Annotated in this window: 20 protein-coding genes; 11 read left to right on the top strand and 9 right to left on the bottom strand. The window is 73.2% G+C overall.

From position 1 onward, the window contains the following. Positions 1-13: 13 nt before the first annotated feature. Positions 14-1,285 (top strand): DUF1479 domain-containing protein, encoded by a 1,272-nt coding sequence (locus tag ACQP2F_RS06445; RefSeq protein ID WP_433301564.1) that lies wholly within the window; start codon positions 14-16, stop codon positions 1,283-1,285. A 304-nt stretch (positions 1,286-1,589) separates the two neighbouring features. On the opposite strand, the gene ACQP2F_RS06440 is transcribed toward ACQP2F_RS06445, so the two are convergent. After that, positions 1,590-2,504 (bottom strand): TetR/AcrR family transcriptional regulator C-terminal domain-containing protein, encoded by a 915-nt coding sequence (locus tag ACQP2F_RS06440; protein WP_433301563.1) that lies wholly within the window; start codon positions 2,502-2,504, stop codon positions 1,590-1,592. A 62-nt stretch (positions 2,505-2,566) separates the two neighbouring features. On the opposite strand from ACQP2F_RS06440, the gene ACQP2F_RS06435 reads away from it, so the two are divergent. The 7 genes from ACQP2F_RS06435 (at position 2,567) to ACQP2F_RS06405 (ending at position 9,250) form a co-directional block, all read left to right on the top strand. Continuing rightward, on the top strand, positions 2,567-3,499 hold the full coding sequence (locus ACQP2F_RS06435) for an ATP-binding cassette domain-containing protein (protein WP_433301562.1): 933 nt from the start codon (positions 2,567-2,569) through the stop codon (positions 3,497-3,499). Then, complete coding sequence (locus ACQP2F_RS06430) at positions 3,496-4,266, top strand: ABC transporter permease (RefSeq protein ID WP_433301560.1); 771 nt, start codon at positions 3,496-3,498, stop codon at positions 4,264-4,266. Before ACQP2F_RS06435 ends, ACQP2F_RS06430 begins: the two co-directional genes overlap by 4 nt. 58 nt (positions 4,267-4,324) lie before the next feature. Next, the gene (locus ACQP2F_RS06425; RefSeq protein WP_433301558.1) at positions 4,325-5,215 is read left to right on the top strand and encodes a S1C family serine protease; all 891 of its coding nucleotides are present in this window, start codon (positions 4,325-4,327) and stop codon (positions 5,213-5,215) included. Between the two features lie 63 nt (positions 5,216-5,278). After that, a complete protein-coding gene (locus tag ACQP2F_RS06420; RefSeq protein ID WP_433301556.1) occupies positions 5,279-6,277 on the top strand; it encodes an AAA family ATPase in 999 nt (332 codons plus the stop codon). Positions 6,278-6,279: 2 nt separating this feature from the next. Continuing rightward, on the top strand, positions 6,280-7,179 hold the full coding sequence (locus ACQP2F_RS06415) for a DUF58 domain-containing protein (protein ID WP_433301554.1): 900 nt from the start codon (positions 6,280-6,282) through the stop codon (positions 7,177-7,179). After that, the gene (locus ACQP2F_RS06410) at positions 7,176-8,150 is read left to right on the top strand and encodes a vWA domain-containing protein (RefSeq protein ID WP_433301552.1); all 975 of its coding nucleotides are present in this window, start codon (positions 7,176-7,178) and stop codon (positions 8,148-8,150) included. The genes ACQP2F_RS06415 and ACQP2F_RS06410 overlap by 4 nt, the downstream gene beginning before the upstream one ends. Next, positions 8,150-9,250: a VWA domain-containing protein gene (locus tag ACQP2F_RS06405; protein ID WP_433301550.1), complete on the top strand. Its 1,101-nt coding sequence runs from the start codon at positions 8,150-8,152 to the stop codon at positions 9,248-9,250. The genes ACQP2F_RS06410 and ACQP2F_RS06405 overlap by 1 nt, the downstream gene beginning before the upstream one ends. 80 nt (positions 9,251-9,330) lie before the next feature. On the opposite strand, the gene ACQP2F_RS06400 is transcribed toward ACQP2F_RS06405, so the two are convergent. The 3 genes from ACQP2F_RS06400 to ACQP2F_RS06390 all read right to left on the bottom strand — a co-directional run bounded on the left by ACQP2F_RS06400 (position 9,331) and on the right by ACQP2F_RS06390 (position 13,461). Continuing rightward, complete coding sequence (locus ACQP2F_RS06400; RefSeq protein ID WP_433301548.1) at positions 9,331-9,660, bottom strand: helix-turn-helix domain-containing protein; 330 nt, start codon at positions 9,658-9,660, stop codon at positions 9,331-9,333. A gap of 100 nt (positions 9,661-9,760) precedes the next feature. Beyond that, the gene (locus ACQP2F_RS06395) at positions 9,761-10,633 is read right to left on the bottom strand and encodes a ricin-type beta-trefoil lectin domain protein (RefSeq protein WP_433301546.1); all 873 of its coding nucleotides are present in this window, start codon (positions 10,631-10,633) and stop codon (positions 9,761-9,763) included. Between the two features lie 77 nt (positions 10,634-10,710). Then, positions 10,711-13,461 carry an ATP-binding protein gene (locus ACQP2F_RS06390; protein WP_433301544.1) on the bottom strand — a complete coding sequence of 917 codons (2,751 nt, stop codon included), beginning with the start codon at positions 13,459-13,461 and terminating at the stop codon, positions 10,711-10,713. Positions 13,462-13,642: 181 nt separating this feature from the next. Between ACQP2F_RS06390 and ACQP2F_RS06385 the strand changes: the two genes are divergently transcribed. Beyond that, entirely contained in the window at positions 13,643-14,998 is a 1,356-nt protein-coding gene (locus ACQP2F_RS06385; protein ID WP_433301542.1) for an aminotransferase class V-fold PLP-dependent enzyme, read from the top strand. 12 nt (positions 14,999-15,010) lie between these two features. Here ACQP2F_RS06385 and ACQP2F_RS06380 read toward each other — a convergent pair whose 3' ends face one another. Then, positions 15,011-15,349, bottom strand: coding sequence for an ArsR/SmtB family transcription factor (locus tag ACQP2F_RS06380; RefSeq protein WP_433301540.1), 339 nt, complete (start codon positions 15,347-15,349; stop codon positions 15,011-15,013). A gap of 204 nt (positions 15,350-15,553) precedes the next feature. Here ACQP2F_RS06380 and ACQP2F_RS06375 point away from each other — a divergent pair, with 204 nt between their 5' ends. Then, complete coding sequence (locus tag ACQP2F_RS06375; protein WP_433301538.1) at positions 15,554-15,925, top strand: hypothetical protein; 372 nt, start codon at positions 15,554-15,556, stop codon at positions 15,923-15,925. Here the strand turns inward: ACQP2F_RS06375 and ACQP2F_RS06370 are convergent, their stop codons facing one another. From ACQP2F_RS06370 to ACQP2F_RS06360, 3 genes are all read right to left on the bottom strand, one after another. Beyond that, a complete protein-coding gene (locus ACQP2F_RS06370) occupies positions 15,926-16,969 on the bottom strand; it encodes a glycoside hydrolase family 43 protein (protein WP_433301536.1) in 1,044 nt (347 codons plus the stop codon). Positions 16,970-17,021: 52 nt separating this feature from the next. Then, the gene (locus ACQP2F_RS06365) at positions 17,022-18,098 is read right to left on the bottom strand and encodes a DNA glycosylase AlkZ-like family protein (protein WP_433301534.1); all 1,077 of its coding nucleotides are present in this window, start codon (positions 18,096-18,098) and stop codon (positions 17,022-17,024) included. A gap of 94 nt (positions 18,099-18,192) precedes the next feature. Then, the gene (locus ACQP2F_RS06360; RefSeq protein WP_433301533.1) at positions 18,193-19,077 is read right to left on the bottom strand and encodes a hypothetical protein; all 885 of its coding nucleotides are present in this window, start codon (positions 19,075-19,077) and stop codon (positions 18,193-18,195) included. Positions 19,078-19,146: 69 nt separating this feature from the next. Between ACQP2F_RS06360 and ACQP2F_RS06355 the strand changes: the two genes are divergently transcribed. Then, positions 19,147-19,611, top strand: coding sequence for a MarR family winged helix-turn-helix transcriptional regulator (locus tag ACQP2F_RS06355; protein WP_433301531.1), 465 nt, complete (start codon positions 19,147-19,149; stop codon positions 19,609-19,611). Positions 19,612-19,661: 50 nt separating this feature from the next. Here ACQP2F_RS06355 and ACQP2F_RS06350 read toward each other — a convergent pair whose 3' ends face one another. Then, positions 19,662-19,853, bottom strand: coding sequence for a DUF397 domain-containing protein (locus ACQP2F_RS06350; RefSeq protein ID WP_433301529.1), 192 nt, complete (start codon positions 19,851-19,853; stop codon positions 19,662-19,664). Positions 19,854-19,858 lie beyond the last annotated feature (5 nt).

The raw sequence follows: 19,858 nt of genomic DNA, 5'->3' as shown, positions 1-19,858 counted from the left end.
AGAAGGAGGAGCCGTGCCGACGCCAGCCTTGTTGCCCCATTGGGAAGAGACGCCGACCGACCTGGCCGCGGCGACCCGCGAGGTCAAGGCGGCCCTGCGCGAGCGCATCGCGGCCTCCGGCCGCACGGTCGACGAGGTCTTCGCGGTCGTCGAGCGGCGGGTGCAGACCGCGATCGACGAGATCGTCGCGGCCCGGCGCCGGGGCGAGACGGTCTGGCCGGTGATCGACTATGCCGACATCGCCGCCGGCACCGTCCCGGCCGAGCAGGTCGCGCTGCTCCGGCGCCGCGGCTGCCTGGTGGTGCGCGGCCACTTCGAGCGCGAGCAGGCGCTGGGGTGGGATCGCGACATCGTCGACTACGTCGAGAGCAACCACTTCTTCGAGAACTACCGCGGTCCCGGCGACGACTTCTTCGGCAGCGTCGGCTCCAAGCCCGAGATCTACCCGATCTACTGGTCGCCGGCCCAGATGCAGGCCCGGCAGAGCGAGCGCATGGCAACCGTGCAGGAGTTCCTGAACCGGCGGTGGACGTTCGAGTCGGAGGGCGAGCGCTGGTTCGACCCGGCGCGCGACTCGCTCTACCCCGACCGCATCCGGCGGCGCCCCGAGGGCGCCGACTCGGCCGGCCTCGGCACGCACCTCGACCCGGGCACGCTCGACCTGTGGATGACCCGGGCCTATCAGCAGGCGTTCCGGCACCTGTTCGACGGCAGCGTCGAGCAGTACGACCCGTGGGACGCCGCGCACCGCACCGACGGCCCGCAATATCCGGGCTCGACCATGTGCTCGGCATTCCGCACGTTCCAGGGCTGGACCGCGCTCTCCGACATGGACCACGACCAGGGCGTGCTGCACACCGTCCCGATCCCCGAGGCGATGGCCTACCTGATGCTGCGCCCGCTGCTGAGCGACGTCCCCGACGACGACATGTGCGGCGTGACCGTCAACCAGGTCTTCCCGGCCGGCCACAAGTGGCACGCCCCGCTAATGGAGGCCTTGTCCGGCATCCCCGACGTCAAAGCCGGCGACTCGGTCTGGTGGCACTGCGACATGATCCACAGCGTCGCCCCGGTCGAGGCCCAGAAGGGCTGGGGCAACGTCATGTACATCCCGGCCGCCCCGTGGTGCCCGCGCAACGAGGCCTACGCCGAAAAGGTGCGCGACGCCTTCCTGAAGGGCGAGAGCCCCAGCGACTTCCCGGCCGAGCACTACGAACGGGAGTGGCCCAACCGCTTCCACGCCGAGGACCTGAACGAGATCGGCCGCCGCGGCCTCGGCCTCTGACCGCCGCCTCAGCCTCCGCCCACCGCCTCAGACTCCCCCACCGCCTCAGCCTCCGCCCACCGCCTCAGCCTCCGCCCACCGGCGCAGCCTCCGCCCACCGGCGCAGCCTCCGCCCACCGGCGCAGCCTTCGGAAACCCTCCAACCACCGCCCAGCCTCTGACCATCAGCCGAGCCCGGCGCCCGAGCGGCAGCCGGGCTGGGCGCCCCTACGTCCCACGGCCACCACCGCTCTCGTGGCTCGCCCGCCGCGCTGTTCTTGGCACACCGCCACCTGGCACTCGCGGTCAGCACGCTGGTTGGCGGTCAGCGGCGCGTGTCGATCAGGGCGGCGATGCCGTCCAGCAGGCGGGCCAGGCCGAACTCGAAAGCCCGGGCCGGGTCGGCGGCGGCGTTGTATTCGGCGCCGGCGGCGGACCCTACCCGGGAAGCCGTCGGAGTGGCGGCGGGGTCGAGGACCTTTTCGAGGGCGGGGGCGGCCTTTTCCCACCATTCTTCGTCGGTCAGGCCGGTTCGCTGGGCTACCAGAATGGCCGCTACGGCGGTGCGGGCGGCGCCGTGGACGTAGTCGCCTACGAGCTGCACCGCCAGGTCCATCTCGATGTCGGTCAGGCCGATGCCGTCCACGGCGCGCAGCTCGTGGTCGTACTTGGCGATCACGTTGGGGCCGAGCGGCGGGCGACTGGTCGCCACCTGCAGCAGCCAGGGGTGGCGTAGATAAAGGGCCCAATTGTCGCGGGCCACGCGCTCGAGCCGGCCCCGCCACGCGCCGGGCGCATCGTCCGGGCGAGGGGCGCCGTCGGGGCCAGGAGCGTCGTCGGGGCGAGGGGCGCCCTCGGGGCCAAGAGCGTCGTCGGGGCGAGGGGCGCCGTCGGGGCCGAGAGCATCGTCGGGGCGAGGGGCGCCCTCCGGGCCGAGAGGGTCGCCGGGGCGGGGGATCTCGGCCAGGACGTTGTCGAGCATCAGGTCGATCAGCTCGGCCTTGCCGGGCACGTAGGTGTAGAGCGACATCGCGCTAACGCCCAGCCCCTCCGCCACCTTGCGCATGGAGAGCGCGCCCAGGCCGTCGGCGTCGGCCACGGCTATCGCGGCGCGGGCCACCTCGGCGGCGGTGAAGCGGGGCTTCGGGCCGGGACGGCGGGCGGCGTCGTCCGCGCGGACGTCCCACAGCAGCTCGATCGTGCGCCTCGGGTCGCCGCCGCCGGTGAAATCGGTGGTCACCCTTTACAGCGTACGGAGTCTGCCGGTACCTTCGAACTCCGTACGGCGTAAGGAGATGACCGATGATTGTCGCCGAAGGCCTGAGCAGGCGGTTCGGCACCACCACCGCTCTTGACGGGTTCGAGCTGAGCGTTCCGGGCGGGACCGTGCACGGGCTGCTCGGGCCCAACGGCGCGGGCAAGTCCACCGCGGTGCGGATTTTGACCACCCTGTTGCGGCCCGACTCGGGGCGCGCGACTGTGGCCGGCCACGACGTGGTGCGCGAGGCCGATCGGGTGCGCGCCGCCATCGGGCTGGTCGGGCAGCAGGCCGCCGTCGACGAGCAGCTCACCGGGCGGCAGAACCTGGAGATGTTCGGGCGGCTGCATCACCTCGGGGCGGCCACGGCCCGGCGGCGGGCCGGGGAGATGCTGGAGCGCTTCGGGCTGGCCGAGGCCGCCGACCGGGCGGCGGGGAGATATTCGGGCGGCATGCGGCGGCGGCTCGATCTGGCGACCGGGCTGCTGACGGGGCCGGCCGTGCTGTTTCTCGACGAGCCGACCACGGGGCTCGACCCGCGGGCCCGCAACGAGGTGTGGCGGGTGATCCGGTCGCTGGCGGCCGAGGGCACGACCGTGCTGCTCACGACGCAGTATCTGGAGGAGGCCGATCAGCTCGCCGACGGGCTGGCGGTCATCGATCGGGGGCGGGTGGTCGCTTCCGGCACGTCGGACGAGCTCAAGGGGCGGCTCGGCGACGACCACGTCGACGTCGTGGTGCGCGATCCCGGCCGGCTCGGCGCGGCGGCCGAGCTGCTGGCGCGGGTGGGTGCGGGCGAGCCGCGGCTCGATCCGGACCGGCGGCTGGCCGGCGTTGCGGTGGCCGACCGGGTCGCCGGGCTCACGACGATCGCGCGATCGCTGGCCGAGCACGGGATCGAGGCCGAGGACATCGTGCTGCGGCGGCCCACCCTGGACGAGGTCTTCCTGGCGCTGACCGAGAGGAGCGCGGCGTGAGCGCGTACGGGATGGCCTCGGACAGCTGGGTGCTCACCCGGCGCACGCTTCTGCACTGGCGCAACCAGCCGGCGCAGTCGGTTCTCGGGCTTCTGTTCCCGGTGATGGTGCTGCTGATGTTCGGCTACCTGTTCGGCGGGGCGATGGTGGTGCCGGGCGGGGGCGACTACCGCGAGTTCCTGCTGCCGGGGATGTTCACGCTGACCATGGCGTTCGGGCTCGAGGGCACCTACACGGCGGTGGCCGCCGACGCGCAGCGCGGGGTGACCGATCGGTTCCGGACCATGCCGATCTCGGCGGCCTCGGTGGTGACCGGGCGCAGCGTGGCCGACATGCTGAACGCGGCCGCCGGGTTGCTGGTAATGATCGGCTGCGGGCTGGCGATCGGCTGGCGCTGGCACAACGGCGCCGGGGACGCGCTCTCGGCGGTCGGGCTTCTGCTGCTTCTGCGGTACGCGTTGCTGTGGCTCGGCATCTGGCTGGCGCTCGCCGCCGGGAAGCCGGAGACGCTGATCGCCCTGCAGATCCTGGTCTGGCCGCTGGGCTTCCTCTCCAGCGTCTTCACCTCACCCGAGACGATGCCGGGGTGGCTGGGCACGATCGCGACGTGGAACCCGCTGTCGGCGACGGCCGCCGCCACCCGCGCATTGTTCGGCAATCCCGGTTTCGGCGGCGATAACGCGATATTGCTCGCGGTGCTCTGGCCGCTGGCCCTGCTCGCGGTGTTCGTGCCGCTGGCGATAAGGCGATACCGCCGTCTCACGTGACCACATTTCCTCAGGTCACTCACAACCTATTTTGAGCAAACGCTCCTACAGTCGAGAAATGCAGAGCGTGGGCGATCGTCCGGTGATGACGGTGATCCCCGCGGCGGACGGTGCGGCCGACGACAAATCGCCGGAACCGCCCAGGCGCCGCTGGAACACCCCTGACCTGCGTAAAAAGGCATTGATCGGCGTGCTGGCGGTCTGGGCGGTGGCGATCACGGCCGTGGTGATCTTCCGGGACGGTGGCGGCGGGGCGAAGGCGCCCGTCGCCACCCGCCCCTCGGCGTCACCCTCCGCATCGGACGCTCCGCTCACCGTCTCGCAGGTCTATCAGGCCGTGCTGCCCTCGGTGGTGCTGATCCAGTCGACCGGCAAGGCCGGCGGCTCGGCGACGGCGAGGAGCATGACCGAGTCGTCGACCGGCACCGGCGTGATCGCCAACGCGGACGGGACGATCCTGACGGCCAACCACGTGATCGAGGGCGCGGCGGCTATCAAGATCACGTACACCGACGGGACCACGTCGGCGGCCGAGGTCAAGACCGCCGACGCCAAGCGGGACATCGCCACCCTGACCCCGGCCCAGCTGCCGGACACGCTGGTGCCGGCCACGCTCGGCGGCGGCGTGCAGGTCGGCGACGACGTGGTGGCGATCGGCAACCCGCTCGGGCTGACCGCCAGCACCACCAGCGGCGTGGTCTCCGGCCTCAATCGGACGATGGCCCCGGACGAGGGCGGGGACATCACCGGGCTGATCCAGTTCGACGCGGCGGTCAACCCGGGCAGCTCGGGCGGGCCGCTGGTCAACGACCGCGGCCAGGTGACCGGGATCGTGGTGGCGCTGGCCAACCCGACCGACGACGGCACCTTCATCGGCATCGGCTTCGCCGTCCCGATCGGCGCCGCGCTCGGCGCCGGTCAAGGCGACGGGAGGACGCCGCCGCTGTGAAACCGCCGCCGCGGTGAAGGGCGGCCCCGGAAGAGACGCACGCGAGAGACGAGGGATGCACGCATGAACTGGAGCGACGCCGCGGCCCCGGCCGCGTCCGCCGGCCCGATCGAGAAGGTGCTCTACGAGGTCAAGAAGACGATCGTGGGGCAGGACGCGCTGCTCGAGCGCCTGGTCGTGGCGCTGCTGGCGCGCGGGCACATCCTGGTCGAGGGCGTGCCCGGCCTGGCCAAGACGCTCGCGGTCAAGTCGCTGGCCCAGGCCGTCGGCGGCGACTTCCACCGGGTGCAGTTCACCCCCGACCTGGTGCCGGCCGACATCGTCGGCACCCGCGTCTACCACCAGCCGACCGGCGAGTTCCAGGTGCAGCTCGGCCCGGTCTTCACCAACCTGCTGCTGGCCGACGAGATCAACCGCGCGCCGGCCAAGGTGCAGAGCGCGCTGCTCGAGGTGATGCAGGAGCGGCAGGTCACGATCGGCCGCGAGACCCACCCGGTGCCCAACCCGTTCCTGGTCATGGCCACGCAGAACCCGATCGAGAACGAGGGCGTCTATCCGCTGCCGGAGGCGCAGGTCGACCGCTTCATGATGAAGGTGCTGGTCGGCTATCCGTCGGTGACCGAGGAGTTCGTCGTGGTCGAGCGGGCGCTCACGCCCGCCGCGGTGATCCAGCGCATCATCGACCCGGAGACCTTGGTGGGGCTTCAGCAGCAGGCCGACCAGGTGTACGTCGACCCGTCGCTCATCGAGTTCGCCGTGCAACTCGCGCATGCCAGCCGGGAGCCGGCCCGGGTCGGACTCACCGACCTGGCCCGATACGTCACCTTCGGCGCCAGCCCCCGATCGTCGATCAGCCTGGTGCTGGCCGCGCGCGCCCTCGCGTACATCCGGGGCCGGGAATACGTCGTGCCCGAGGACCTCACCGACCTCGCCCTCGACGTGCTGCGGCACCGGCTCGTGCTCTCCTACGAGGCGCTCTCCGACGAGGTCACCCCCGACCTGATCCTGTCGAAGATCCTGGCCAACCTGCCGATCCCCGAGCCGGCGGGCCGGGGCCGCTGATCATGGCCACCGCACCGGAGAGGCTGCTGCGGCGACTGGAGTGGCGGCTCGGCCGCCGGCTCGACGGGCGGTTGCAGGGCGCGTACCGCACGGTGTGGCACGGCGCCGGCATCGACTTCACCGACCTGCGGGTCTACCTGCCCGAGGACGACGTCCGGCACATCGACTGGAACGTGACCGCCCGGGTCGACGAGCCGTACGTCCGTCTCTACACCGAGGACCGCGAGCTGACCTGCTGGCTGGTGGTCGACCGGTCGGCCTCGATGCGGTTCGGCGGCCGGAACCAGGCGGGCGACGGCAAGGAGTCGGTGGCGACCGAGCTGGCGATCAGCCTGGGCCGGGTGGTGTCGCAGGGCGGCAACCGGGTCGGCGCGATCCTCTTCGACAACGAGGCGCATCAGGTGATCCCGCCGCGGACCGGCCGCGACCAGATCCTCCGGATCACGCGCGAGCTGCTCCGGGCGCCGGCCAGGAGCAAGGCCGCCAGGACGACCGATCTGTCGAAGATGCTCGAGCTGGCGGCGGCCACGACCGTACGCCGCCGCAGTCTGGTCTTCGTGATGAGCGACTTCATCGGCGACCCGGGCTGGGACCGTCCGCTGGCGCGGCTCACCCACCGGCACGAGGTCGTGGTGATCCGGGTGGTCGACCCGGCCGAGCTCGAGCTGCCCGACCTCGGCGTGATCCTGGTCGAGGACGCCGAGACCGGCGAGCAGCTGCTGGTCGACACCAGCGACCCGTTGCTGCGCAGCCGGCTCGCCGCCGAGGTCGGCGCCCGCGAGGATGCGGTGGCCGCCGGCATGCGCAAGGCCGGGGTCGGCGCCCACCGGATCACCACCGACCAGGACCTGGCGGCCGCGCTGGTCACGATGGTGCGCGGCTCGGGACGGGGGCGCCGGTGACCTTCCTCTATCCGCTCGTGCTCGCGGTCGCCGTCGTCGTCACGGCGGCGGCCGTCGTCGCCTACCTCCGGGTGCAGAAGCGGCGGACGGCGGCGCTCACGGCGGCCGGCTTCGCCCCGGCGGGCACCCGCCGCGCCACGGTGCGGCGCCATTTGCCGTACGCGCTGCTGTTGCTCGCTCTTCCGATTTTGATCGTCGGTCTGGCCCGTCCGCAGGCCGAGGTCGCGGTGCCGCGGGTGTCCGGCACGGTGCTGCTCGCCTTCGACGTCTCCAACAGCATGAAGGCCGCCGACGTGCAGCCCTCCCGGCTGGTGGCGGCGCAGAAGGCGGCGGCCGGCTTCGTCGAGGAGCAGCCGGAGAGCGTGGACGTGGGTGTGGTGGTCTTCGGCGAGCAGGCGCTGCTCACCCAGGCTCCGACCGACGACCACGCACTCGCGCTGGCCGCGATCAACCGGGCGGCGGCCGGCGGCGGCACCTCGCTCGGCCAGGCGATCCTGGTCGCGCTGGGCACGATCACCGGCAAGCCGGTCACGCTCCCCCAGGACGGCGCCGCCCCCGACACGTCCGCCCTCGGCTACTGGCCGTCGGCGACCATCGTGGTCTTCTCCGACGGGCAGGACACCGGCGGGCCGGACGCGGAGGCCGCCGCCGAGCTCGCGGCCGCGGCCGGGGTGCGCATCCAGACCGTCGGGGTCGGCACGGCCCGGGGCGCGACCGTCGAGGTGGACGGCTACCAGCTCGGCACCTCGCTCGACGAGGCCCTGCTCACCACCGTCGCCCAGACCACCGGCGGCGCGTACCACCGGGCCGGCGACGCGGCGTCGCTGGCCGACACGACCAAGTCGATCGACCTTCGCCTGACCGCCAAGAAGGAGCCGGTGGAGCTGACCGCGCCGTTCGCCGGCGCCGCCCTGCTGCTGCTGGCGGCGGGCGCGTTCCTGAGCACCCGCTGGCACGGAAGGATCGTCTGATGTCGCTCAGCTGGCCGTGGGCGCTCGCCGCCCTGCTCGTCGTGCCGCTGCTGCTGCTCGCCCGATGGTGGATGAACCGGCGGCGCAAGCGGTCGGCGGTGACCGTCTCGAGCGTGGCGCTGATCCGGGCCGCGCTGCCCGGCCGCAGCTCGTGGCGGCGGCGCATCCCGGTCTGGCTGTTCCTGGCCGGCCTCCTCGTGCTCGGCGCGGCGATCACCCGGCCGCAGGCGACGATCTCGGTGCCGTCCAACAACACCTCGATCCTGCTCGCCATCGACGTCTCCGGCTCGATGTGCAGCACCGACGTCAGCCCCAACCGGCTGACCGTGGCCAGCGAGGCGGCCCGCAAGTTCATCCGGCAGCAGGACGACGGCACCCGGATCGGGCTGGTCGCGTTCTCCGGCATCGCCGGCCTGCTGGTCGCGCCGACCACCGACAAGGACAAGCTGCTCGACGCGATCGACACGCTGAAGACCGCCCGCGGCACGGCGATCGGCCAGGCCATCCTCACCTCGATCGACTCGATCGCCGAGTACAACCCCAACGTGGCCAAGACCGGGGTCGACCTGGGCGACGCGGCGCCGGACACGGTCGGCGAGTACCAGCCGGACACGATCGTGGTGCTCACCGACGGGTCGAACACGACCGGCGTCGACCCGGCGACCGCGGCCGAGCAGGCGGCGGCCCGGCGGGTGCGGGTCTACACGATCGGCTTCGGCACCACCGAGCCGGCGCCGATGGTCTGCACGGCCGACCAGATCGGCGCCGACCAGTTCTCGGGCCGGGGCGGATTCCCGGGCGGCGGCTTCGGCGGGCGGGCCGGCGGCGGCCGCAACCAGGAGATCGACGAGGACGCGCTGCAGACCGTCGCCGACACCACCGGCGGGCGCTACTTCCGGGCCGAGGACTCCGACCAGCTCGTCGGCGTGCTCAACGACCTGCCCCGGGAGATCGGCCTGCACAAGCAGAAGACCGAGATCACGTTCTGGTTCGTGCTGCTGGCCGGGCTGCTCGCGTTCACCGGGGTGGGGCTGTCGCTGTGGTGGAACCGGGGACCGGCCCGGCCGGGGACGGCGGCCCAGCGCTCGGCGAGAGAGTGACGCCGGGGAAGGTGGCGCGCGCCGAGGGCGGGCGGCGCGCGCCTTCCCCGCGGGCCCCGGTGAGGGAGGCCCGCCGATCGTCAGTGGACCGGCGTCGGGCGGCGGGCGCCGCCGAAGCCGGGGTCGGGATAGACGCGACCGAAAGCGATCAGCCAGGGGATCTGCTCCCGGGCGGGCACGCCACAACCGCGGAGGAAGGCGACCACCGAGTCGCGGCGGGGTACGCCGCTGCCGGTCACCAGGTTGTGGACGGTGGCTCGGGAGATGGGAGTGCCGGCGTCGCGGCTGCGGCGGGCGACGCTGTCCAGGGAGCGGCCGCGCTCGCGCATCAGCGCGCGCAGGCGTCTGGCGTACTCGACCGGCGTCACGCCGGTGGGGTCCGACGGAACCAACGTGGTTGCTGCGCTCATCATTTCTGCCGTTACCTCACGTAAGCGGATGCATCATCCAGTTACGTCGATCCAATAGAGGTCGTCGGCTCAGAACAAGAACGCAGCTGCGCACCACTCGCTACGGCAGCGCCCAACTCTGGTCGCTGCCGCCGCTGCAGCCGGCCACCCGGGTGGTGGCGCCGGCTCGGCCGGGGTCGGACAGGCAGCCGCCGTTCGCGGCGTTGACCAGGGAACTTGCCGGCCCGGCCCGCCACTGGGCCGACCCGCCGGCGCCGTCGCAGCCGGCGATCCGGACCGTGCCGTCGCCGGTCGCCTCCGCGCACCGGCCCGAGACCCGGAGCGTGCCGTCACTCGCGAGGGTGAACCGCTGCGCGGGCAGGTCGGCGCAGCCGGACACCTGCACGGGACTGCCGTCGATGCCGAGCAGGCCACCGAGCGCGAGGCAGCGGCCGCTCGCCGCCTTGACCGAGCCGGTGCGGTCGGCGGCCGGCGGCGGGGCGAGGGTGGCCGACGGCGGGAGCGACCCGCTGGGCGACGACGGGGCCGAGACGCCGGCGGACGGGTCGACGCTCGCCGACGGCGAGGAGGACAGCGACGAGGACGGCGAGACGGACGCCGAGGCGGAAGCGGACGCCGACGCGCGGGCGGCGGACGAGGCGGCGTCGGCCGGCAGCGCCCGGTGCTCCTGCGGCGGGAGCGCGGCGCCGGGCTGGGTCTCGTCGGGCGCCGGATGGAAGATCAGCCAGCCGGCCACGGCCAGCGCCACGGCGACGCCGCCGACCAGCACCAGCAGGCGCAACCCGAGCGGACGCAGCATGCCACGGCGGCGGGCCGGCGGTTCGGCGACCGGTGGCAGCTCCGATGTGTCGTCGACGACCGCGGGCTGCACCACGGTCGGCGCCTCCGAGGGGTCGCGCGCGGGCCGGCCGGACACGGGCTTGATGTACGGCCGGACCAGGACGGGGTCGGGCCGCGAGGGATCGTCGGTCATGTCACGCCTGACGGGTCGGGTTAGGACAGGTACGCGACGATACGCGAAACTCACTGGAAAGGATCAATGCCCGCCGATTACGCCGGGTGCGGCGCCCGGAGGCCGGCCCGCGACTCGCATCCCAGCTTCTGGAAGACGTGCGTCAGGTGGGTCTCGACGGTCCGCCGGGTGACGAACAGCTGCTGGGCGATCTCCCGGTTGCTCAGCCCGGTCGCGGCCAGCGTCGCGACCTGATGCTCGGCCGGGGTCAGCGAGTCGGCGGGCCGCCGCGGCCGCGCCCCGGCCGCCCGCAGCTCGTCCCGGCAGCGGCGGGCCAGCAGCAGCATGCCGCCTGCCTCGGCCATCGCCAGCGCCCGGCCGAGCGGCTCGCGGGCGGCCGCCCGATGGTTGGCCCGGCGCAGCGTGGCGCCGAGCTCGGCCAGCGTGCGCGCCTCCTCGAGCCGGAACGGCGTGCCGGCGAGCAGGCCGGCCGCCTCGCGCAGCGGGCCGAGCGCCTCGTCGTGGCCGAGCGTGCCGGCCAGCGCGCGCAGCCCGGCGGCGTGCGGCCCGGGCAGGCCGAGCCGGGCGGCGATCGCGACGTGCTCGGCGGCCAGCCGCCGGCCCGCCTCCGGTTCGCCCAGCGCGACCAGTGCCCGGCAGTCGTCGGCCCGCCAGCCGGCCATGCCCACGTGCCGCATGTCGAACAGCTTCCACGTCTCGGCGGCGGCGGTGAGGTCGGCGTGCGCCTCGGCCGGCCGGTGCTGGGCCAGACGCAACCGGGCGCGGCGCTCGAGCAGCAGGCCGGTGGTGATCGCGCCGGGCGGCAGGTCGGTGACCGTCGCCAGGATCGCGTCGGCCGCGTCGAGCTCGTCCAGCTCGGTCAGCGCCTCGGCCAGCGGGAAGATCGACCAGATCAGGGCCGGTGGCGGGCTGTGCCGGCGCTTGAAGTCGTAGGCGAGGCGGGCGTCGGCCTCGGCCTCGCGGACCCGGCCGGCCTGCAGGTCGGCGATCGCCCGCAGGAAACTGCCGTGGGCGAGGGCTATCCGCCAGCCGCGGGGCCGGGCGAGGTCGATGAGGGCGGTGCATCGCTCGCGGGCGAGCGTGATCTCGCCGTACGCGATGAGGGTGAACTTGGCGAAGGTGGCCAGGATGGAGTCCTGGTCCTCGGGCGGCAGCGGCGTGATCAGAAGGTCCCGGCAGTCGGCCACCGGGCGGTTGTCGCAGAGCGCGGCCCAGGCCCGGCCGATCCGCCACAGCGGCAGCTCGGGAGCGCTCGTGCGGCGGACCAGCTCGCGCGCCTCGGCCACCCCGGTCGCCAGCAGGCAGGAGTTGCCCACGAGCTCCGCCTCGAGCCTGGTCACGACCGGCGGGTCGGCGGTGGCGGACCGTTCGAGCCCCAGACGGCACAGCCGGACCGCGTCCTCGAAGTAGCCGGCCATGCCCAGCGCCCGGGCGCCGTCGAGCGCGATCCGCGCCCGCTGCCCGGCGTCGGCCGCCAGCTCCACCGCCGCGTCCAGCAGCCCGAGCGCGCCCGGCGCCACCTGCGCGGCGACCACCAGCCCGAGCCGGCACCGCACCTCGGCCTCATCGACCGGGTCGGGCGGCGGCTCGTCCAGCGCGCGCCGCAGGAACGCCTCCGCGCTCTCCGGCGCGCCCCGGCGGCCGGCCCGCTCGGCGGCGGCCCGCAGGGTGGCCACCGTGGCCGCGTTCCGGGCCGGCTCGCTGCGCAGGAGGTGCAGGGCCACCGCCTCGGGATCGGCCCGGTCCCGGCTCAGGATCGCCGCCGCCCGGGCATGCCACAGCGCCCGCTCCCCCGCCGGCAGTCCCTGGTATAGCGCGCCGGCCACCAGCGGGTGGGCCAGCTCGCCGTCGCCGAGCACGCCCGCCGCCCGCAGCCGGTCGGCCAGCCGCCCGGCCTCGACGCGGTTCAGCCCGGCCAGCTCGGCGGCGTGCCGCAGTGGCGCCGCCCGGCCCAGCACCGCGAACGCCCGGGCCAGCGCGCCGGCGCCGGACGGCAGGCGGGACAGCTGCCGCTCGACGGCCCGGGCGACCTGCTCCGGGCCGAACGTGCTGAGCCGGGCCGCGACCTCGGCGGTCGGCGCGGCCCGCTCGGCGGCGAGCTGGTCGAGCAGGGCGCCGAGCAGGAACGGGTTGCCGGCGGTCGCGTCGTGGCAGGCGTGCGCGAAGCCGGGATCGGCGCCCGGCAGCCGCTCGTTCACCACCGACTCGACGGCCGCAGGCCCGAGCGGCGCCGGCCGGACCGGTGGATCGGGCGCGGCCGCCAGCAGGTCGGCGAGCAGTCCCGGCTCGGACGGCGGCTCGCCCGAGCGGACCGCGCAGAGGATGCCCAGCGGCAGGTCGGCGATCGGCCGGACCAGCTGCAGGAGCCAGCGCAGCGAGGGTGCGTCGGCCCAGTGCACGTCGTCGACCACGAGCAGCGCCGGGCCGCGCTCGGCCAGCCCGCAGGCGAGCCAGACCAGGCCGTGCGCCGCCGCGTGCATGGCGTCCCCGTCGAGGGCGGGCGCGGCGCTCTCGCCGTCGAGCGCGCCCCGGGCCAGCGCGGCCGCCCCGACGGTCAGCGACGCCCACTCGTCGCCGCCGCGCAACGGGGCGAACAGCTGCCGGGCGATCCCCCAGCCGGCGTCGTGCTCGAGCGGGCCGCCCCAGGCGCGCAGCACCCGCATCCCGCCGGCGGCGGCCGCCGCGGCGGTGGCCGCGATCAGGCTCGACTTGCCGATCCCGGCCGGCCCCTCAACCAGGATCAGGCGGCCGCTTCCGGCGCACACCGCATCGAGCCGGCGGCGGAGGACGGCCGTCTCGGCGTCGCGCTGGAGCAGCACGCGAGGCATCTTCCGAAGGTAGGCCCGCGCGAGCCGCCGGAAAACCTCGTGGTCGGATCCACGATTCACCGGCGGGCCGATCGGGTCAGCATCGACCGATGACGACAGCCACGAGGTACTCCTTGCGACGGGCGCCGGAGGAATACGAGCGACTGCGCGCCGGCCTCATGATCGGCGCCTGGAAGCGGCGATGAGCACCCTTGACGTCGAGCGCATCCGGTCGCACTTCGACTTTCCGGCGACCGGCCGGGTGGTCACCAACAACGCGGCCAGCACCCAGCCGCCACGCGAGCTGATCGAGCTCCTCGGCCGCCTGGCGCCGTGGTACGAGAACGTCCACCGGGGACAGTCGGCGGCCTCCCGGCGTACCACCGCGCTGTTCGAGTCCGCCTACGACACGATCGCCTCGTGGCTGAACGCGCCGTCGCGCCGGTGCATCGCCACCTATCGCAACACCACCGAGGCGATCAACGCGGTCATGTACTCGCTGCTCACGTCGTTCCGGGACGGGGACAACGTGGTGACGACCATGATGGAGCACAACTCGAACTACGTGCCCTGGCACGCTCTCTGCCGCGAGATCCTGCCGCGATTCGGCCGCCGGGTGGAGTGCCGGATCGCTCGCTTCCGCGCCGACGGCTCACTCGACCTCGACCATCTCGCCTCGCTGATCGACCAGCGCACGAAGCTGGTCTGCTGCACCGGCGCCTCCAACTTCTTCGGCGCCAAACCGGATCTGGCGGTCGTCCGCCGCCTGGCCGACGCCGGCGGCTATCCCCAGCCCACCGGCGAGCATCGCGCGTTGCTGCTGGTCGACGGCGCTCAGCTGGTGCCGACCACCGCGGTCGACGTGCAGGCGCTGGACGTCGACTACCTGGCGTTCTCGTTCCACAAGATGCTCGCGCCGTTCGGCGTCGGCGTCCTCTATGCCAAGGAGCACCTGCTCGACCACGACCTCCCGTTCCTCTACGGCGGCGACATGATCGCCGAGGGCCGGGTCACCCCCACCAGCGTCGCCTGGAACGACCTGCCCTGGAAGCACGCGGCCGGCACGCCCAACATCCTCGGCGTGATCGTCTCGGCTCAGGCCCTGCGACTGCTCGTCGACCTCGTGCTGCCGACCGCGTTCTTCTCCAGCTGGGGCCCGCTGCCGCGCGTCGCGATCGAGGAGACCATGACCCGGGTGGCCCGGCACACCGCCGCGCTGACGGCACACTGCATGGCCGGGCTGCGCGAGATCAACGGCTTGCGGCCGTACGGGCCGGAGCAGCGCACGCCGCTGGTGGCCTTCACCATCGCGGGCGTCAGCCCGTTCGCCGTCGCGCAGGCGCTCGACCGCCAGGGCGTCGAATCCCGGGCCGGCTGCCATTGCGCCACGCTGGCCCACCATGCGCTGGGCCTCGACCCGCCGGCCAGTTGCCGGTTGAGCTTCGCCCTCTACAACACATTCGACGACGTCGACCGCGCCGTCGCCGCGCTGCGCACCATCCAGCCGGCCGCCACGGACGCCTTGCCGACCGGGCGATCGACTCCGGCCGTCCGCTGAGCCTCGGCCGCGTCAGGCCGGGTTCGCCCGCGCCTTGAGCTCTTCGAGCAGGCCGTCGCGGTCGGCCAGGACCTCGCGCAGGATGGCGCGCCCGGCCGCGAGCAGGTCGGCGACGGCGGGGGTGCTCAGCGCGTACATGACCAGGCCCCCGCTGCGGAAGGAGACCACGACGCCCGCCCGGCGCAGGACGGCCAGTTGCTGGGACAGGCTCGAGGGCTCCACGTCGATCTCGGCCAGCAGGTCGCGGACCGGGCGCGCGCCCGCCTGCAGGAGCTCGAGCACGCGGATGCGCACGGGGTGGCCGAGGGTGCGGAACATCTCGGCTTTCGCCTGGTACAGCGGCACCGACATGCGTGTCCCCTCCGGCATGAACCCGTCAACGACGCGCGCGCCGGGCGGTGACGCGATCTGCGGTCATGTGTAACTGCCTAATTGCAGAAGTCTTCATCTCGACGGACGCGGTGTGCGGCCGGTATCGCCACCGGCGAGGCATCGTCGGTCTCGCCACCGGCGCGGCACGGCCGGCGGCGCGCGCAACCGAGAACGGGAGATGACATGGCCGAGATGGACGTCGCACTCAAGGACGCGATGCAGATCAGCGGGGCGATCGGAGCCGCGCTGGTCGATCACACCAGCGGGATGGCGCTGGGCACCGTCGGCGGCGGCAGGGACTTCGACCTCATGACCGCCGCGGCCGCCAACACCGACGTGATCCGGGCCAAGCTGCGCACGATGGAGATGCTCGGCCTGCAGGAGGACATCGAGGACGTGCTGGTGACGCTCGACTCGCAGTACCACCTGATCCGCCCGCTCAAGGCGCGGTCGGGTCACGGCCTGTTCCTCTATCTCGCGCTCAGCAAGGACCGGGCCAACCTCGCGATGGCCCGGCACCAGCTCCGCAACATCGAGGCGGCCCTGGAGATCTAGCTATTCGAAGAACTTCAGGCCGAACCCGGTGTTCGTGGTCGCGCCGGGCACGTTGGCGCGGCTGTAGGTCACGGCGCCCCACCAGCAGAACGTGCCGGTGTACCAGTAGCGGTTCGACCACGAGTACGGCGTGCCCTTGGGGACGGCGTGGAACATCAGCGGGAACCGGGGACCGGCCGGCGGCGACGTCGCGATGTCGCCGTTGAGCAGGACGAAGCTGTGGCTGCCGGGCCCGTTCACGTACAGCGTCGGGTCCCAGCCGGCCATCATCGTGGCCCGGTTCGAGCCGAAGAGGCAGCCGTTCGACTTGTACCAGTCCCAGACGTACGCCGGATCGCCGCCGGCCCGCAGCCGCACCTCGCCCAGGCAGTACTGGTCGCTCCAGGAGCCGTTCGCGGAGTACACGATGTGCAGCTGGCCGTTCGGATCCTTGATCGGGGCCGGCGCCTCGTTGATGAACGGGTTGCCGACGACCCGTTCCCAGCTCTCCCGGGGCTGGCTGATGAGGTAGCGGGCGCCGGTCGGCGTGGTCGGCGAGCTCATCCGGGCCAGGTAGAGGTTCTGCTCGACGTTGGTGTCGCCGGCCCAGCCCGACCAGACGAACCAGCGCTGCCCGTTGAACGTGAACAGGGTGCCGTCGATCGCCCACTTGTCGTCGGGCAGGGCGAGCTGGGTCTCGGACGTGTAGCCGCCGTCCGCGGTGGCCGAGCTGATCACGTACATCCGGTGGGCGGACCCGGCCCCGGCCGAGAAGTAGATGTAGTAGCGGCCCGAGTCGTACACGATCTCGGGCGCCCAGACCTCGCCGCGCCCGCGGGTGTCGGCCCACACCTGACGAGCGGCGGCGCTCGCCAGCGCGTCGGTGGACGCGGCCATGCGTACCGAGATCCCGCCGCCGGTGGACTGCGCGGAGATGTAGGTGCTCCCGATCCGGATGACGCTGGGGTCGGCGGCCCGCAGGCTGGTCTGCGCGGCATCGGCGGGGCCGGCGACGACGACCGTGCCGCTCAGCGCCAGCAGTAGTGCCAGGAGAAGCTTCCGCATATGTGAAGCGTTCTTTACATAGTTATTAACGTCAATGTCTCAACGGGCAGAGTCAGGCGGCGATCGAGCCGACCGGCTCCAGGCCCAGCCAGTCGGCGAGCTCGGCGATCTCGCGGCCGACCGCCGCCTCGTCGAAGGCGACGTCCTCGTGGATGGCGTCGACCCGGAGCACGCCCGCCTTCCGGTCGGCGGTGGCGTCGACCTTGCCGACCAGCTGGTCGCCGTCCAGGATCGGCAACGCCCAGTAGCCCCACTTGCGCCGCGCGGCCGGCTTGTACATCTCGAGCTGGTAGTCGAACTCGAACAGCTCGGTGGCGCGCTTGCGGTCGTAGACCAGGCGGTCGAGCGGGGACAGCAGGGCGATCCGGCCCTCGAACGGCTGGTCGAGCTGGGCCGGGTCCACCCGCCACTTCCCCCGTACGCCGTCGACGACGGCCGTCTCGCCGACGAACGGCTCGACCTGCTGCGGGCGCCCGCGGACCAGGCCCATCGCGCTCAGCTCGCGCTCGTCGCGCCGCCGGAGCGCCTCCTCGAGCGGCACGACCGGATCGTCCGGGTAGACCCGCTCGGCCAGGTCCCAGAGCCGTTCCCCCCGGCGGCGCCCGGCCAGCGCCACCTCCCCGCGCTGCACCATGAGGTCGAGGAGACGGTCGAGGTTGCGATTGTTGTTCCAGCCGCTCGACCGCCACGGCACCGCGCACGTGTCCGGCAGCTCCTTGATCGAGAGCGGCCCGCCGGCGTCGAGCCGGGCCAGAACGTCGCGGCGGCAGGCATCGTTCGCGCGTACCCAATCGCGGATCTCCTCCTGCCAGGGCCGCAGCCGCCCGACGCCCGGCCAGGCCGCCATCTCGGCCCGGAAGAGCGCGATGTCCTCGGCCGGCCGGATCATCCCGCGCAGCTCGATCAACGTCCGCTCCCGGAGGGCGTCGCTCAGATCGGCCGGCGAGTACGCGGAGCCGATGCGCGACCAGCAGACGAGGTGCGCACTGGGTGCGACCGCCGCGGTGGGGTCGTTCTGCAGGAGCGTGAGGCCGTGCGCGACGTCGAGGAGGCCGTCGGGGCGGGCGGCGTCGAGCAGCTGAGCCCGCACCGAGATGCGCCTGGCCTCGGCGCGGGTGAGCTGGTGCATGGTGATCGACGATAGTCCGAGGTGGGTGGCGGTTCGGCCGGTCCCGTTACGCCACCCCACCCGGTTCTGGGTGGGGGGCCAATTTACCGCCCGCCTACGACATTTCTGAGGCGTCGTCCACCGGGGGCGCTGCCGCCTCGTCCGGTGCGGCGGTGGGATCGGTGCCGGCCAGGAAGCCGTTGGCGTTGTCGCGGATGCGGATCGCGCCGATGGCGTCGGCCCAGCGTGCTACCTCGGCGGCGAGGGCGGTGGCGGCCGATTCGTCGCCGGCGTCGCGGGCCAGGACGGCCAGCAGGAGTTGCTGGGAGAGCGTGCCGGTCACCTTGCCGGCTCCGGCGCCCAGCGCCGTCGCCCGCTGCCAGCGGTCGAGGGCCGCCGCGTGGTCGCCGTTGTCGTGGTCGTGGTCGCCCAGGTGGCGGAGTGCCTCCCGGGCCAGGAGCGCATCCCCGCCCGGCGGCCGCCCTTCTCCGCCGGCCGCGGCGAGCGCGACCTCGTAGTAGGCCGGGGCCGCGGCCCGGTCGGCGCGCAAGTTGTCGGCGATGAGGCCCCGGTACATCGCCGCCCAGCCGGCTGCCAGCCGGTCGGGGGCGGACGTTCGCAGGTTGTCGGCTCGGCTTTCCAGGTCGGCGATCGCGGCCGGGTCCTTGCCCCACGGGCCCGGCTGGAAGCGTCCGCCCGGTGGATGGATCAGACGCAGGTAGTCGTTTCGCAGGCGGAGGAAGTCGAGCGGCCAGGACTCTGCTCCGGCCTCGTCGGCGGCGGCGATCCGCTCGCCGGCGCTGTCGGTGCCGACCCACCAGTCCTGCTCGAGGGCTACCTCGGCCGCGGCCAGGGCGATCTGCGCCTGGTGCGTTTCCGCCGCCACCGGACCCGCGCCTACGGCGGCGTCGAGCAGGGTCAGCGCGCGCGTCCAGCGGCCGGCGAGGGACAGGTCGATGGCGGCCGCTGCGATCTCGGTGGTCAATCTGGAAGTCGTCATGGCCGTGACGGTAGTTTTGCCGAAAACTATCCACAAGAAAACTACCTGGGGGGGCGCGTGGACGGGCCGGTGGATGCGCATGTCGAGATCTGGAGCAAGGAGCTGGCGTGGCTCGATCCGCTCACCGAGGCGATCACCGTACGGCTGGCCACGTTGTCCCGGCGTCTCACGCAGTCGCGCAAGCGGGCGCTCGCGGGCAGTGGCTTCCGGCTGTGGGAGTTCAAGATCTTGCTGAACCTGCGGCGGCTCGGTGCGCCCTACGCGACCAGCCCGTCGCTGCTCGCGGAGGCCATGGGGCTGACCCGCGGGGCGCTGTCGGCCCGCCTCGCGCCGCTCGAGGAGGCGGGGCTCATCGTGCGGACGCATGACAGCGAGGATCGGCGACGGGTGGAGGTGCGGCTCACCGAGGCCGGGTACGAGGCGTTCGAGCGGCATGCGGCGGCCGAGAGCCGGGATGAGCGGGACATGCTGGCGCCGCTCACGGCGCAGGAACGGCGGACGCTCGACGCGCTGCTGCGCAAGCTCGTCACCTGAGCGACGACGAGCTCAGCGCGCGACGACGAGCTCAGCGCGCGACGACGAGCTCAGCGCGCGTCGAACTCCTCGTCCTTCACGCCGCCGGTGAAAGCCGCCCACTCGTCCAGCGTGAACGAGAGCGCGGGGCCGGTGCGGTCCTTGCTGTCGCGGACCTCGATCGTCTCGCCGACGCGGCGGACCTCCACGCACTGGCCGTTGCCCCCGCTGCGTGTGCTCTTGCGCCAGTTCTGGTCGAGCATCCTGC

It is taken from the genome of Actinoplanes sp. CA-030573 (assembly GCF_050951115.1).
Lineage (GTDB): Bacteria > Actinomycetota > Actinomycetes > Mycobacteriales > Micromonosporaceae > Actinoplanes.
This window is presented reverse-complemented; position numbering and strand designations above follow the sequence as displayed.

Coding starts and splice junctions, on each gene's coding strand:
- ACQP2F_RS06435 (WP_433301562.1), top strand. CDS start 2,567: ATGATTGTCGCCGAAGGCCTGAGCAGGCGGTTCGGCACCACCACCGCT.
- ACQP2F_RS06425 (WP_433301558.1), top strand. CDS start 4,325: ATGCAGAGCGTGGGCGATCGTCCGGTGATGACGGTGATCCCCGCGGCG.
- ACQP2F_RS06420 (WP_433301556.1), top strand. CDS start 5,279: ATGAACTGGAGCGACGCCGCGGCCCCGGCCGCGTCCGCCGGCCCGATC.
- ACQP2F_RS06415 (WP_433301554.1), top strand. CDS start 6,280: ATGGCCACCGCACCGGAGAGGCTGCTGCGGCGACTGGAGTGGCGGCTC.
- ACQP2F_RS06405 (WP_433301550.1), top strand. CDS start 8,150: ATGTCGCTCAGCTGGCCGTGGGCGCTCGCCGCCCTGCTCGTCGTGCCG.
- ACQP2F_RS06400 (WP_433301548.1), bottom strand. CDS start 9,660: ATGAGCGCAGCAACCACGTTGGTTCCGTCGGACCCCACCGGCGTGACG.
- ACQP2F_RS06395 (WP_433301546.1), bottom strand. CDS start 10,633: ATGACCGACGATCCCTCGCGGCCCGACCCCGTCCTGGTCCGGCCGTAC.
- ACQP2F_RS06390 (WP_433301544.1), bottom strand. CDS start 13,461: ATGCCTCGCGTGCTGCTCCAGCGCGACGCCGAGACGGCCGTCCTCCGC.
- ACQP2F_RS06385 (WP_433301542.1), top strand. CDS start 13,643: ATGAGCACCCTTGACGTCGAGCGCATCCGGTCGCACTTCGACTTTCCG.
- ACQP2F_RS06380 (WP_433301540.1), bottom strand. CDS start 15,349: ATGTCGGTGCCGCTGTACCAGGCGAAAGCCGAGATGTTCCGCACCCTC.
- ACQP2F_RS06375 (WP_433301538.1), top strand. CDS start 15,554: ATGGCCGAGATGGACGTCGCACTCAAGGACGCGATGCAGATCAGCGGG.
- ACQP2F_RS06370 (WP_433301536.1), bottom strand. CDS start 16,969: ATGCGGAAGCTTCTCCTGGCACTACTGCTGGCGCTGAGCGGCACGGTC.
- ACQP2F_RS06365 (WP_433301534.1), bottom strand. CDS start 18,098: ATGCACCAGCTCACCCGCGCCGAGGCCAGGCGCATCTCGGTGCGGGCT.
- ACQP2F_RS06360 (WP_433301533.1), bottom strand. CDS start 19,077: ATGACGACTTCCAGATTGACCACCGAGATCGCAGCGGCCGCCATCGAC.
- ACQP2F_RS06350 (WP_433301529.1), bottom strand. CDS start 19,853: ATGCTCGACCAGAACTGGCGCAAGAGCACACGCAGCGGGGGCAACGGC.